This window comes from Streptococcus sp. HMSC073F11 (assembly GCF_001810785.1).
Lineage (GTDB): Bacteria > Bacillota > Bacilli > Lactobacillales > Streptococcaceae > Streptococcus.
Genome location: NZ_KV802690.1, coordinates 165,139 through 179,383, shown reverse-complemented (window position 1 = coordinate 179,383; position 14,245 = coordinate 165,139). Strand labels below are relative to the sequence as shown.

General features: G+C 41.3%; 13 protein-coding genes and 1 tRNA gene. 4 read left to right on the top strand and 10 right to left on the bottom strand.

Annotated elements, in window-relative coordinates:
* Nucleotides 1-49: 49 nt before the first annotated feature.
* The 6 genes from vex2 to HMPREF2764_RS02515 form a co-directional block, all read right to left on the bottom strand.
* Nucleotides 50-697 (bottom strand): ABC transporter ATP-binding subunit Vex2, encoded by a 648-nt coding sequence (gene vex2, locus HMPREF2764_RS02540; RefSeq protein ID WP_024057461.1) that lies wholly within the window; start codon nt 695-697, stop codon nt 50-52.
* Nucleotides 698-709: 12 nt separating this feature from the next.
* The gene (locus HMPREF2764_RS02535; RefSeq protein ID WP_070526968.1) at nt 710-1,987 is read right to left on the bottom strand and encodes an ABC transporter permease; all 1,278 of its coding nucleotides are present in this window, start codon (nt 1,985-1,987) and stop codon (nt 710-712) included.
* Between the two features lie 139 nt (nt 1,988-2,126).
* Nucleotides 2,127-2,212 (bottom strand) — tRNA-Leu (locus tag HMPREF2764_RS02530).
* Nucleotides 2,213-2,292: 80 nt separating this feature from the next.
* The gene (locus tag HMPREF2764_RS02525) at nt 2,293-2,868 is read right to left on the bottom strand and encodes a cysteine hydrolase family protein (protein ID WP_070526965.1); all 576 of its coding nucleotides are present in this window, start codon (nt 2,866-2,868) and stop codon (nt 2,293-2,295) included.
* On the bottom strand, nt 2,868-3,656 hold the full coding sequence (codY, locus tag HMPREF2764_RS02520; RefSeq protein ID WP_000940738.1) for a GTP-sensing pleiotropic transcriptional regulator CodY: 789 nt from the start codon (nt 3,654-3,656) through the stop codon (nt 2,868-2,870). The genes HMPREF2764_RS02525 and codY overlap by 1 nt, the downstream gene beginning before the upstream one ends.
* Before the next feature lie 255 nt (nt 3,657-3,911).
* Nucleotides 3,912-5,483: a degradosome RNA helicase CshA gene (locus tag HMPREF2764_RS02515; protein ID WP_070526962.1), complete on the bottom strand. Its 1,572-nt coding sequence runs from the start codon at nt 5,481-5,483 to the stop codon at nt 3,912-3,914.
* Nucleotides 5,484-5,812: 329 nt separating this feature from the next.
* On the opposite strand from HMPREF2764_RS02515, the gene HMPREF2764_RS02510 reads away from it, so the two are divergent.
* The 4 genes from HMPREF2764_RS02510 to HMPREF2764_RS02495 all read left to right on the top strand — a co-directional run bounded on the left by HMPREF2764_RS02510 (nt 5,813) and on the right by HMPREF2764_RS02495 (nt 10,669).
* Complete coding sequence (locus tag HMPREF2764_RS02510) at nt 5,813-7,129, top strand: FAD-containing oxidoreductase (RefSeq protein WP_004255717.1); 1,317 nt, start codon at nt 5,813-5,815, stop codon at nt 7,127-7,129.
* Between the two features lie 204 nt (nt 7,130-7,333).
* Nucleotides 7,334-8,677 carry a lipid II isoglutaminyl synthase subunit MurT gene (gene murT, locus HMPREF2764_RS02505; RefSeq protein ID WP_070526960.1) on the top strand — a complete coding sequence of 448 codons (1,344 nt, stop codon included), beginning with the start codon at nt 7,334-7,336 and terminating at the stop codon, nt 8,675-8,677.
* Nucleotides 8,677-9,459, top strand: coding sequence for a lipid II isoglutaminyl synthase subunit GatD (gene gatD / locus HMPREF2764_RS02500; RefSeq protein ID WP_070526957.1), 783 nt, complete (start codon nt 8,677-8,679; stop codon nt 9,457-9,459). Before murT ends, gatD begins: the two co-directional genes overlap by 1 nt.
* A 127-nt stretch (nt 9,460-9,586) precedes the next feature.
* Nucleotides 9,587-10,669: a M24 family metallopeptidase gene (locus HMPREF2764_RS02495; protein WP_070526954.1), complete on the top strand. Its 1,083-nt coding sequence runs from the start codon at nt 9,587-9,589 to the stop codon at nt 10,667-10,669.
* A 218-nt stretch (nt 10,670-10,887) separates the two neighbouring features.
* Here HMPREF2764_RS02495 and HMPREF2764_RS02490 read toward each other — a convergent pair whose 3' ends face one another.
* The 4 genes from HMPREF2764_RS02490 to HMPREF2764_RS02475 form a co-directional block, all read right to left on the bottom strand.
* Nucleotides 10,888-11,349, bottom strand: a complete 462-nt coding sequence (locus HMPREF2764_RS02490) for an ECF transporter S component (RefSeq protein ID WP_020903644.1) — start codon at nt 11,347-11,349, stop codon at nt 10,888-10,890.
* On the bottom strand, nt 11,327-12,100 hold the full coding sequence (locus HMPREF2764_RS02485) for a bifunctional hydroxymethylpyrimidine kinase/phosphomethylpyrimidine kinase (protein WP_020903643.1): 774 nt from the start codon (nt 12,098-12,100) through the stop codon (nt 11,327-11,329). The genes HMPREF2764_RS02490 and HMPREF2764_RS02485 overlap by 23 nt, the downstream gene beginning before the upstream one ends.
* Nucleotides 12,090-12,839: a tRNA pseudouridine(38-40) synthase TruA gene (truA, locus tag HMPREF2764_RS02480; protein ID WP_070526951.1), complete on the bottom strand. Its 750-nt coding sequence runs from the start codon at nt 12,837-12,839 to the stop codon at nt 12,090-12,092. Before truA ends, HMPREF2764_RS02485 begins: the two co-directional genes overlap by 11 nt.
* A 99-nt stretch (nt 12,840-12,938) precedes the next feature.
* Complete coding sequence (locus tag HMPREF2764_RS02475) at nt 12,939-14,090, bottom strand: MFS transporter (protein WP_070526949.1); 1,152 nt, start codon at nt 14,088-14,090, stop codon at nt 12,939-12,941.
* Nucleotides 14,091-14,245: the final 155 nt, after the last annotated feature.

Here is a 14,245-nt window from a genome sequence, read left to right as displayed (position 1 = left end):
GACGTGGTTTGAATTTGATTTTCGAAGAGTATAACAGAAAAAGCTCGTATTATTTCGTAGTATTGCGAGTTTCAGTCAGTTTCTTGTCCTTCAACTCAAGTGTAATATCTGATGCTTGTGCCACTTCTTTGCTGTGAGTTACGACGATAACACATTTACCTGTTTTCTCGGCAAGTGATTTGAGCAGTTCGACAATATCTCCAGCAGTTTTAGGGTCCAGATTTCCCGTTGGTTCATCAGCAAGAATGACTGGAGCTTCTGAGACCAAACTGCGAGCAATGGCAACACGTTGCTGTTGACCCCCTGATAACTGGAGAACATTCCGCTTGATCTGACTTTCATCCAAACCAAGCTCAAGAAGTGTATCCTTACTTGCCTTTTTGTTGACCAAGCGGATATTTTCCAGTGGAGAAAGATAATCTATCAAGTTATAATTTTGAAAGACCAGGGAAATATGGTGCATGCGATGGTAAGAATAGCCCTTCTTACGAATGTCCTCTCCTTGGAAAAGTATAGAACCTTCAACAGGACTATCTAGACCAGCAAGTAGGGACAAGAGTGTGGATTTTCCTGCTCCTGACTCACCAATAATACTGTAAAATTTCCCGGGTTCAAAATTATAATTGATCTGATATAGGACTGCTTCAGCAGTGTTCTTATAACGGTAGGTAACATCTTGTAATTGTAATAAAGTCATGATTTCTCCTTCTTAACTAATAGATGATAAAATTTCTTTAGGCGATTTTCTAAATAAGAATAGGAAACAAAGGGCTACAGATAAGCAACTAAGCAGAACTAGAAAAACATAGGATTCTGCAAAAGATAGGATGCTGGTTGATAGACTGCTTGCTTTGGCTAGTGTGTCTTGTAAGACTGCCTGATCTCCACTTGCTAGTAGGGTTTGGAGTAGGTAAGATGTGATGGCGTTGCCTGCAGCAAATGCTGGAAGCAAAGCACCAATAGATACCAAAACTACCTCTAAACAGAATTGTAGGAAGATCGAGCTCTTGCCTTTTCCAAGTGCCAGTAAAATTCCCACTTCGTAGACCCTTTCTCTCAGCCAGAGAGACAAAACCAGAATTAAGGCTCCTGCTCCTGCTATCAACATCCCATAAAGAAAAATGGTCAGAAAGGTCTGGAAGGTTGCAACTGAGTCTTTGATTTGTTCAAAAGCCTTGTTTTCCTTCTCGACTTGGTAACCTTGATTCTCCAAGGCCAAGTTTTCTACCTGCTTCATGAGTCCGTCCATTTCCTTAGGATTTTCTACATAGAAGCGTGCTGCACTGACTTGAGCTTCACTATTTCCTAAAAGAGTTTGGCTACTTTCATAGTCTGTAAAGACTTGGTTTTCACTGAAGTCAGAAGACAAACCTGTAAATTTCTCTTGTTTTTTACCAGAGAAGATTCCGACGATTTCAAACTCGACAGTTTGTCCTTTGCCAGCTTCTGACTGTCCAGCATCCAAGCTAATCTTGTCATGAAGCGAAAGACCGTTCTTCTTGGCCAACTCTTCGTGGATGAGAATTTTCTTGGAATCTCCTTTTTGAAGGTGTCGCCCTTCTTTTAGGTTGAAAGCCGAGCTGGTAAAGGTCACATCCTTAGATGAATCCTCAAGAGCTGTTAAGCTAACCAAGTTCTTGTCCTCAGCTGACAAATCATCACGCTCCACGCTCTGCTCGCCACTCACCGCTTCCTTGTCTTTTAGTTTTGCAATCGTCTCCAGTTCAGGAGAGACATTTTCCAGTCCCTTAATCTTGCTTACAGATGCTAGGTCTGACATCTTGAAAGTCTGACCATTTTCTATCTTTTCAATAGAAAAAGATGTGTTGAGTGATTTGTAAAGATTGGTTTCAACTGTTTTGTTGGACTTCATCAGAGTCAAACAGGCTGAAATTCCAGCCAATAGAACCAATAAAATCAGAAATAAAATAAAACTTCTCAGTCGTTTTCTGCTGACATAAGCCCAAGCTCTTTGGATTGGATTCATTTGTCACCTCCATATTTGTAAGACTATTATAAAACCCAAATATGAAATGTTTATGAAATACAAAAAAAGAGCAAAAATTTTTTGCTCTACTTGAATTATATGAAAACAAAAGAGCTAGCCTAAGCTAACTCTTATCCTATGCGGAGAGAGGGACTTGAACCCTCACGACCTAAAGCGGTCACAGGATCCTTAGTCCTGCGCGTCTGCCAATTCCGCCATCCCCGCGTCGATTACTTTACTAGTATATCAACTTTTGGGATACTTGTCAACACTTTTTTTCAAAATTTTTCATTTCATCAACCAAATTACTCTGAAATTTCATTTAGATTTTCATCTACTAACTTAGCTCCGAGTGTATTTTTGAAATGACCTAGGGCAAATTGATGATTTTCAGGCCAGATGGAAGCAACAGCTGGTTTAACAATCTCGATGTCATATCCTAGATTATAGGCATCTATAGCTGTATGCAGGACACAGATATCCGTCAAGACACCTGTTAAGATAACGGTAGACACTCTACGCTCTCTCAAACGGATATCCAGATCAGTCCCCGAAAAAGCTGAGTAATGGCGTTTATCCATCCAAAAGACACGACTGTCTGAACCATGCTCTTGATAAAAGGTCCCCAAATCACCGTATAAATTCCGTCCACTAGTCCCAATCAAATTGTGAGGAGGAAACAGCTTGCTTTCTGGATGGAAACAATCGTTTTCTTCGTGAGCATCTATTGTAAAGAAGATGTAATCTCCTCGTTCAAAAGCTAATCGAGTTACCTTGCTGATGGCATCCGAAATCGCCTGAGCTGGAGCGCCTGCTGTCAATTTTCCACTATCTGCAACAAAATCTTCTGTATAATCAATCGAAATTAAAGCCTTAGTCATTAGTAATCTCTTTTCTTCACTTCTTCAAAAATATCTGAAATCAAGACCTTAAGGTAGGTTCCCTTCATTCCAAGTGAGCGACTTTCAATAATCCCAGCAGACTCAAGTTTACGAAGGGCATTGACAATCACAGAACGGGTAATCCCAATACGGTCTGCAATCACTGACGCAGTCAACTGACCTTCGTTTCCATTTAACTCTCCTAAAATTGCTGATACAGCACGGAGTTCTGAATAAGAAAGGGTATTGACCGCCATGGTAACAGCAGTACGACGGCGGATATTTTTCTCATCCTCTTCACGTTGGAAGTTGAGAAGCTGAATCCCAACAACGGTACTGGCAATCTCAACAAGGATCAAGTCCTCATCTTCGAATTTCTTATCATTGCGCCAAATAATCAAAGAGCCAAGGCGAATCCCTGATACATGAATCGGTGCAATAGTCGTCAAACCATCTGGAAAGTCGGCACGACTTTCCACAGGAAAAATACTTAAATCATGATCAACTGTCAGATTGGCTTCTGTATCGTAAATCATGTTCGCACCTTGAATGTAGTCATCCGGGAAAATTTTAGTTTGGAAGAATTGCTCTACACGATCTGTATTGGTTTTATAACGCATAAAATAGCCAAGGAGACGTCCCTTGCTATTAACAATACAAGCATTACAGTCAATGATATCTGCCAATTGACGGGTAATCGCATTGTAAGGAAGTTCTTCCTGCAACTGCTCCTCCGAGCGCTTCAGGATAGAAGTAATTTTTCTAGTTTTTTCTAATAAATGTGCCATTTTTCACCTCGAATTTAATCGCTATCATTATAACATAAACAGCTTGAATTTTCAATTATTATCTGAAAATTGCTTATTTAATTGCAATTTGAAAAAACAAGAATATTTTTAATTAAATTGCTTCTTTTCTATTGACAAGCTCCCTATTTTTGTGTATTATAATATTACAAGAAGATAATATATCTATTTTATTTATCTTTCTTTTCCATTCGGTCTCCTTATATAAAAAAGCGATTCATTTTGAACCGCTTTTTCTTATTTATCGCCCTTGTTACGAATAACAAAGCCTGTTTGCTTTTCGCTTGAAGTATTGCGTGGTTTTTTATTATCCTTACGGTAACGTCTGTCTTTATCAAAACGATCATTTCCACGACTTCCTTTTTTGAAATCATCACGACGACCATTACCACGGCGATTATCACGACGGTCATCCCCACGACGGCCTCCACGACCTCCCTTAGCTTTACCACCGAATCCATTACCTGATGGTTTAAATGGCAGTGGTTTTTCACGTGCAATCTCCACTTCAGGAAGACTATCTGGATCTTGAACAGTCAGACTCAAGATATACATTGCCAATTCTTCTGGAGTAAATTCGGCAGCTAGCTTACGAGCATCCTTACCAAATTTCTCAAAGTTGGCACGGATAGTCTCATCTGCAAAATCACGTTCAATTTTCTTGAGAGCTACGTGTTTTTTAGCTTGGAAGGCTTCTTCTGCACTTGCAGGTTTGAGACCTTTCATGCGTTTCTTAGTCAAGTTTTCAATAATTTGAAGGTAGCCCATTTCATTTGGTGATACGAAAGTAATAGACTGACCTGACTTACCAGCACGACCTGTACGACCAATACGGTGAACATAACTTTCAGGATCTTGTGGAATATCGTAGTTATAGACATGGGTCACACCTGAAATATCCAAGCCACGCGCTGCAACGTCTGTCGCAACCAAAACATCAAGATTGCCATTTTTAAAGTCACGAAGGACACGAAGACGTTTGTTTTGGTCTAGGTCTCCATGAATTCCTTCTGCACGGAAGCCACGGATTTTCAAACCACGAGTCAATTCATCTACACGGCGTTTTGTACGACCAAATACGATAGCAAGTTCTGGTTGTTCCACATCCATGAGACGAGTCATGGTATCAAATTTTTCTTGTTCTTTAACTCGGATATAGTATTGGTCAACCAATTCTGTTGTCAATTCCTTAGCAGCAATCTTCACGTGCTCAGGGTCTTTCATAAACTGAACACCGATACGTTTGATGGCATCTGGCATAGTTGCTGAGAAAAGCAAAGTTTGACGGTTTTCAGGGACACGAGAAATGATAGCTTCGATATCGTCAAGGAAGCCCATGTTGAGCATTTCATCCGCTTCGTCAAGGATAAGAGTTTCAATATCTTGTAATTTCAAGGCCTTTCGTTTAATCAAGTCCAAAAGACGACCTGGAGTTCCCACCACGATATGGGCACCAGATTTAAGAGCCTTAATTTGTTTTTCAATGCTTGATCCGCCATATACTGAGCGAACTTTGACTCCCTTACTACGACCAAAGCGGAAGAGTTCTTCTTGACTTTGGACAGCAAGTTCACGTGTTGGAGCGATAACCAAAGCTTGGATGGTCGCTTCTTCTGTACGGATTTTTTCAAGGGTAGGCAAGCCAAAGGCTGCAGTTTTTCCTGTACCAGTCTGAGCTTGACCGATAACGTCCTTGCCTTCAAGGGCCAAGGGAATGGTTTGTTCTTGGATCGGACTGGCTTCTACAAAACCAGCTTTTTCAATCTCTGCTAGCAAATCAGCAGACAAGTTTAATTCATTAAATTTCACGTTATTCTTCTTTCTAAAGGTGGTGCGAAGCCACCCTATAGGGCTTAGTTTATACTTTTCTTTTTATGACGTATTTTCATATACTGGATATAAAATCGTGTTGCTTCTTTTCCACAAAAGAAAAGTACTGTTTTCTTTGCAACCTATCTAGTATAACACAAGAGAGAAGCAAAAGATAGCCCAATCCATCGATAATATCATGTAAACGATTTTTCTGAGAAAGTAAGGCTATAATTTCCACTATTTCATAAACTTTTTTAAAGCGTAGCAGAATTGTGCAAAAGTTTTTTTCTTGTGCTAGAATGAAATTCGAATAGGAGGAACACTAAATGTTAACTTATGATTTAATCGTTATCGGATTTGGTAAAGCTGGTAAAACACTAGCAGGTAAATTGGCTTCAGCTGGTAAAAAAGTTGCCCTCGTTGAACGTAGCAAAGCTATGTACGGTGGAACTTGTATCAACATCGGTTGTATCCCAACTAAAACTTTGCTGGTTGCTGCTGAGAAAGACTTGTCTTTTGAAGAAGTGATTGCTACCAAAAACACTATCACTAGTCGCCTCAACGGTAAAAACTATGCGACTGTTGCTGGTACAGGCGTCGATATCTTTGATGCGGAAGCTCACTTCCTTTCAAATAAAGTCATCGAAATCCAAGCTGGTGATGAAAAGAAAGAACTGACTGCTGAAACAATCGTCATCAACACTGGTGCTGTTTCAAACGTCTTGCCAATCCCTGGACTTGCTACAAGCAAAAACGTCTTTGACTCAACAGGTATCCAAAACTTGGACAAATTACCTGAAAACCTTGGAGTCCTTGGTGGTGGAAATATCGGTCTTGAATTTGCCGGCCTATACAACAAACTTGGAAGCAAGGTTACAGTCCTAGATGCCTTGGATACTTTCCTTCCTCGTGCAGAACCTTCCATCGCAGCTCTTGCTAAACAATACATGGAAGAAGACGGTATTGAATTGCTTCAAAACATCCGTACTACTGAAATCAAAAACGACGGTGACCAAGTGCTTGTCGTGACTGAAAACGAAACTTACCGTTTCGATGCCCTTCTCTATGCAACTGGACGCAAACCAAATGTAGAACCACTTCAACTTGAAAACACAGATATTGAACTAACTGAACGTGGCGCTATTAAAGTAGACAAACATTGTCAAACAAACGTTCCTGGTGTCTTTGCAGTTGGAGATGTCAACGGCGGCCTTCAATTTACTTACATTTCACTTGATGACTTCCGTGTTGTTTACAGCTACCTTGCTGGAGATGGCAGCTACACACTTGAAGACCGTCTCAATGTACCAAATACTATGTTCATCACACCTGCGCTTTCACAAGTAGGTTTGACTGAAAGCCAAGCAGCTGATTTGAAACTTCCATACGCTGTTAAGGAAATCCCTGTTGCAGCAATGCCTCGTGGTCACGTAAATGGAGACCTTCGTGGAGCTTTCAAAGCTGTTGTTAATACTGAAACAAAAGAAATTCTTGGAGCAAGCATCTTCTCAGAAGGTTCTCAAGAAATCATCAACATCATCACTGTTGCTATGGACAACAAGATTCCTTACACTTACTTTACAAAACAAATCTTTACTCACCCAACCTTGGCTGAGAACTTGAATGACTTGTTTGCGATTTAAGTTGAGATTTAATCATATCTAACAGCCCTCTGAGGGCTGTTTTCATTTCTGCGAAATCTCATACTCTTCGAAAATCAAATTCAAACCACGTCAGCGTCACCTTACCTTACTCAAGTACAGCCTGCGGCAAGCTTCCTAGTTTGCTCTTTGATTTTCATTGAGTATCAAATCTGTCTTTTCCCTCTTTTATGATATAATAGAAACATGAAATTAAAAACTACTTTGGGCCTCCTAGCTGGGCGCTCTTCCCACTTCGTTTTGAGCCGTCTTGGCCGTGGAAGTACGCTCCCAGGAAAAGTCGCCCTTCAATTTGATAAAGATATTTTACAAAACCTAGCTAAGAACTACGAGATTGTCGTGGTCACTGGAACCAACGGAAAAACCTTGACAACTGCCCTCACTGTCGGCATTTTAAAAGAGGTTTATGGTCAAGTTCTGACCAACCCAAGCGGTGCCAACATGATTACAGGGATTGCGACAACCTTCTTAACAGCCAAATCTTCTAAAACTGGGAAAAATATTGCCGTTCTAGAAATCGATGAAGCCAGTCTATCTCGTATCTGTGACTATATCCAGCCAAGCTTATTTGTTATCACGAATATCTTCCGTGATCAGATGGACCGCTATGGTGAGATTTACACAACTTACAAGATGATTTTGGATGCTATTCGTAAGGTGCCTACTGCCACTGTTCTCCTTAATGGAGACAGTCCACTTTTCTATAAGCCAGCTATTCCAAATCCTGTAGAGTATTTTGGTTTTGACTTGGAGAAAGGTCAAGCCCAACTGGCTCACTATAATACCGAAGGGATCCTCTGCCCTGACTGTCAAGGAATCCTCAAATACGAGCATAATACCTATGCAAACTTGGGTGCCTATATCTGTGAAGGTTGTGGATGTAAACGTCCTGAACTAGACTATCGCTTGACAGAATTGGTTGAATTGACCAACAATCGCTCTCGCTTTGTCATTGACGGTCAAGAATACGGTATTCAAATCGGTGGGCTCTACAATATCTACAACGCCCTAGCTGCGGTTGCCATCGCCCGTTTCCTTGGTGCAGATTCGCAACTAATCAAGCAGGGATTTGATAAGAGCCGTGCTGTCTTTGGACGCCAAGAAACCTTCCATATCGGGGACAAAGAATGTACCCTCGTTTTGATTAAAAATCCAGTTGGTGCAACCCAGGCTATCGAGATGATTAAACTAGCTCCTTATCCATTTAGCCTCTCTGTCCTCCTCAATGCCAACTATGCAGATGGAATTGATACCAGCTGGATCTGGGATGCGGATTTTGAACAAATCACTGACATGGATATTCCTGAAATCAACGCTGGCGGTGTTCGTCATTCTGAAATCGCACGTCGTCTCCGAGTGACAGGCTATCCAGCTGATAAAATCACTGAAACAAGCAATCTGGAACAAGTTCTTAAGACAATTGAGAACCAAGACTGCAAGCATGCTTATATTCTGGCTACCTATACTGCTATGCTTGAATTCCGCGAACTGCTGGCTAGTCGTCAGATTGTTAGAAAGGAGATGAACTAATGGTTTATACTTCACTTTCCTCAAAAGATGGCAATTACCCTTATCATCTCAACATCGCTCACCTCTACGGAAACCTCATGAATACATACGGGGACAATGGAAACATCCTCATGCTCAAGTATGTGGCTGAAAAGCTGGGAGCCCATGTGACCGTTGACATCGTTTCTCTCCATGATGACTTTGACGAAAATCACTACGACATCGCCTTTTTCGGTGGTGGTCAAGACTTTGAACAGAGTATCATTGCAGACGACCTACCTGCTAAAAAAGAGAGCATTGACAACTACATCCAAAACGACGGTGTGGTTCTGGCTATCTGCGGTGGTTTCCAACTATTGGGCCAATATTATGTTGAAGCTTCAGGGAGACGCATCGAAGGACTAGGGGTCATGGGCCACTACACCCTCAATCAGACCAATAACCGTTTTATAGGGGACATCAAGATTCACAATGAAGATTTCGATGAAACCTACTATGGTTTTGAAAATCATCAGGGCCGTACCTTCCTCTCAGATGATCAAAAACCGCTGGGACAGGTTGTCTATGGAAATGGAAATAACGAAGAAAAGGTCGGCGAAGGTGTTCATTATAAGAATGTCTTTGGTTCCTACTTCCACGGGCCTATCCTCTCTCGTAATGCCAATCTAGCTTATCGCCTAGTCACTACTGCCCTCAAGAAGAAATATGGTCAGGACATTCAACTCCCTGCTTATGAGGACATTCTCAGCCAAGAAATCGCTGAAGAATACAGTGATGTCAAAAGCAAGGCTGACTTTTCTTAAACAAAGGAAAATGATATCAAAGAACTCCGTTATCTTGTCGGAGTTCTTTTTGTCTGTTCTTTTACCCTTCTCCCTTGCATTTTCTCTCATTTTTTGCCAAAATAGAGGGGTAGAAAGAAGGTAGCATATGTCTAAATTACAACAAATCGTAACATATCTTGAATCAGAAAAACTAGACGTCGCTGTCGTATCTGACCCCGTCACAATCAATTACCTCACTGGCTTTTACAGTGATCCCCATGAACGCCAAATGTTCCTTTTTGTCCTAGCGGATCAGGAACCCCTCCTTTTTGTCCCAGCCCTTGAAGTGGAGCGTGCGAGCAGCACTGTTTCCTTCCCAGTTGTGGGCTATGTGGACTCTGAAAATCCATGGCAAAAAATGAAACATGCTCTTCCACAACTTGACTTCAAACGTGTCGCTGTTGAGTTTGACAATCTCATCTTGACCAAATATCATGGCTTGAAAACAGTTTTTGAAACTGCTGAGTTTAACAACCTCACACCTCGTATCCAACGCATGCGCCTCATCAAATCTGCTGACGAAGTGCAAAAAATGATGGTTGCAGGTCTCTATGCGGACAAGGCTGTTAAGGTTGGCTTTGATAATATTTCTCTTGATAAGACAGAGACAGATATCATCGCCCAAATTGACTTTGCTATGAAGCGTGAAGGTTATGAAATGAGCTTTGATACCATGGTCTTGACTGGTGATAATGCTGCAAATCCACACGGTATTCCAGCAGCTAACAAGGTTGAAAATGATGCTCTTCTCCTCTTTGACCTTGGTGTTCTAGTCAATGGCTACGCATCAGATATGACTCGTACGGTCGCTGTCGGTAAACCAGATCAATTCAAAAAAGATATCTACAACTTGACTCTGGAAGCCCAACAAGCTGCTCTTGACTTTATCAAGCCAGGTGTGACTGCACATGAAGTTGATCGCGCTGCTCGCGAAGTCATTGAAAAAGCTGGTTACGGAGAGTACTTCAACCACCGTCTCGGTCACGGTATCGGTATGGATGTCCACGAATTCCCTTCTATCATGGAAGGAAACGACATGGTCATCGAAGAAGGCATGTGCTTCTCTGTTGAACCAGGTATCTATATCCCTGGTAAAGTCGGCGTTCGTATCGAAGACTGTGGTGTTGTTACCAAGGATGGCTTCGACCTCTTTACAAGCACCAGCAAAGACTTGCTTTATTTTGATTAATATTCTTCGAAAATCTTCCCACAATAAAACGCATAGTATCAAAATTTTTCAACACCTGATACTATGCGTTTTTCTTATTTGAAAGACTTTTGACTCAGCCTCTTTATACTCAATGAAAATCAAAGTGCAAACCAGGAAGTTAGCCGCAGGTTGCTCAAAACAATGTTTTGAGGTTGCAGATCGAAGCTGACGTGGTTTGAAGAGATTTTCGAAGAGTATTACTTAATCTTCTTGATACTTTGACTAAGGATAAATCCTACAATCATCCCTACCATATTTTGCATGAAATTTGGTAAAATTTCTGGTAGGGCTGCAGCCCAGCCATTCATCAATGCAGAACCCAAGGCGTAACCCCCTACCATGGCAATCGTTGCTAAGATAAGGCCTAACCACTGAGTTTTTCCTTTAAATCCTGCGAAAAATCCCTGCAAGCCATGGTTAACCAAGCTAAAGAACATCCACTGAGGATATCCTGATAAGAGGTCAATCAAGAAACCTGCTAGTCCTCCTACTACAGCCCCTTCACGACTACCAAAGTAGAAGGCCGTAAAGAAGACACCCGCATCTAAAAGAGTTAGAATGCCTGTCGGTGTTGGAATTTTTAAGAAATAACCTAGAACCACAGAGAGAGCGGTTAATAGGGATACAAGGGCGATTTTAGTTGTTTTGGTTTGCTTCATATTGTCTTACTCCATACTGATCTGCTTGTGCAATAGCACGATAAACGAAAGCCTTAGAGCTTTCTACTGCTGATAAAAGTTCATCACCTTTAACCAAGTGACTGGCAATGCTAGAGGCAAAGGTACAACCTGCGCCAGCATTTTGCCCTTGAATGACAGGATTTTCTAGGACTGTAAAGTTTTGTCCATCATAAAAGACATCCACAGCCTTGTCCTGACTAAGGCGATTTCCTCCCTTGATAATGACTGCTGGCGCGCCTAAATCATGTAATTTCTGAGCTGCAGTTTTCATATCTTCCAAAGTTTTGATTTCCTGACCAGCCAATAATTCTGCTTCAGGAAGATTAGGTGTAATCACACTGACATAAGGGAAAAAACGAATCAGTTCTTGACAGAGTTCACTTACAGCTACGTCGTGTGTTTCCTTGCAGACCAAGACAGGGTCCAGAACCACAGGTACTCCTGGGCGTTGTTTGATAAAGTCCAATGCCTTCTCAGCTACACTGACAGTTGGTAGAAGACCAATCTTAATACCTGCAAATTCCACATCACACAAGCTATCTAATTCATGTTGAAAAATGGTATCGTCAGTTGGAAAGACTTCAAAGCCTTTTTCTGTCAAAGCTGTCAAACAAGTCACTGCTACAAAGCCATGCAAGCCGTTCAAGGTATAAGTAGCCAAATCCGCGGACAAACCACCACCACTAAAAATATCATTTCCAGAAAGTGCTAAAATACGATTATTCTTCATAACGAATCTCCTTTAAATACAAACCATTTGGTGCTGCAGTGGGACCTGCAAGCTGCCTGTCCTTTTTCTTCAAGATGAGGTCAATCTGCTCTACTGGCATGCGGTTATTGCCGATTTTAAGCAGTGTCCCCACCATATTGCGAATCTGCTTATACAAGAAACCATTTCCTGAAAAGGTAAAAGTCAAAAACTGACCTGTCTCATCAACTGTTAAACTAGCTTCTGTGATGGTGCGAACCTTATCCTCTACACTAGTCCCAGAGGCTGTAAAGCCGGTGAAATCATGAGTGCCTTCTAATTTTTTGATAGCCTCCCGCATCCGTTCCACATCAAGCGGATAAGGAAAGTGGGTGGCATAGTGACGGCGCATAGGATTTTTGGGACGGCCCCTATCCACGATAAACTCATAGGTCTTGCTATGCTTGGCATAACGGCAATGAAAATCATCCGCCACAAGCTCAATCGAAATCACATCAATATCTTCAGGAGACTGGGTGTCCAAAGCAAAACGGAGCTTCTCCTCATCCATCTGATAAGGTAGATCAAAATGAATAACCTGTCCCAGAGCATGAACTCCACTATCTGTCCTACCAGCACCGTGAACAGTAATGGCTTGCCCTTTATTTAACCTGGTCAAGGTTTTTTCAATTTCTTCCTGAACGCTACGCGCATGAGGCTGGCGCTGAAAACCAGCAAAGACGTAACCATCATAGGAAATAGTTGCTTTATATCTTGTCATAATTCCTATTTTATCAAGAAATTAGTCTGTAAACAAGGCCCTAAATCAAATAGTGTCTGGGTACAAAAATCCAAAAAAGAAAAACTTAGTAAACCAATCCTAAGCTCTCTTTTGAAGTAGGTACATGACAAAGATAGAGGTTACAATTAACCAAGATCCTAAGATAGCAAAGACCAACATCCCATTGTGAGTTAATAAGCCAATTGCACCTAGAACGAATGGAGTCGTAAAGGCTCCGAAACTACAGCCTAAAACTGCAAATGAGGTTGCTTGATTGAGGAGTTTAGCTGGAATTCTTTCAGAGACAAGTTGAAAGACTGTCGTCAAGGCTACACTGTAGGCAAAGCCAGCCAGAATACTTCCTGCCACTGCCACCCACAAGGATGGAGACAAGGCAATCACGATTTGCCCTAAGCCGAAGGTAATACCAGACCAGAGGAGCAGTTTCTCTTTAAATATTGAAATCAGGAAAGAAAAACTCACACCAGCCACAATCCCGATTAACTGCATGACACTAAGAACAAAACTAGATAACTGGGCATCTCCCAGTCCTCTTTCCACCATCAGACTTGGAATACGGATGGTAATAGCTGTATTGGTACAAACTACAACCGCCGCTTCAATAGCTAAGATAAAAATCAAGCCCTTCATTTCCCGAGTTAAGCGACTTGCTTCCTTCGTTTTTTTCTTGACTTCTTTCTTTTCTTTTCCATAAGGTACAAAGAGCAGATAAAGGATCAGAACTAAAAATCCAGCACTATAAGCTAAGAAAGTAGCTGTCCAACCAAAGGCCAACAATTGGCCGACTGCCAAGGTAATGAGAGAAGCCCCAACGACCTCTGCAGAACCGCGTAGCCCTAACATCTGAATTCTCGTTTTTCCTTGATAGCGTTCACTAATAATGGAAATGGCCTTGGCATTAATCATCCCAACACCCAAACCAAAAAGAATCCGTGTTCCAAAGACAAAAGGATAAGCTTGGTACCAAAAGGGAGCCGTTCCACTTAGTGATAAAATCAGCAATCCCAAACTGATCTGTAAGCGCTCAGGAAATATTTTTTCTAAGAAACCATTTAGTAATAACATCATCATGATTCCAAAGGAAGGTAAGCTCGCCAAGAGCTCAATTTGTTCCTTAGGATAACCTTGATAATAGTCAAACATAGCTGGCAGGGCACTCGAGATGGAAAAGGATGTAATCAAAACGAGAGAGAGAGCCAAAATACTGGCCCGTTCTAAAAATTGTTTCATGAAATCTCTTTCTATATTTCTCTTAATCTTCTACTTTTTTGATAGTTATCAAACAGGCAAGAAAAGAAGAAGCCTCTTTGGTGTATAGACTCCTTCTTAAACTAGAAAATGAATCCCTTGTGTCTTATACTCAATGAAAATCAAAGAGCAAACTA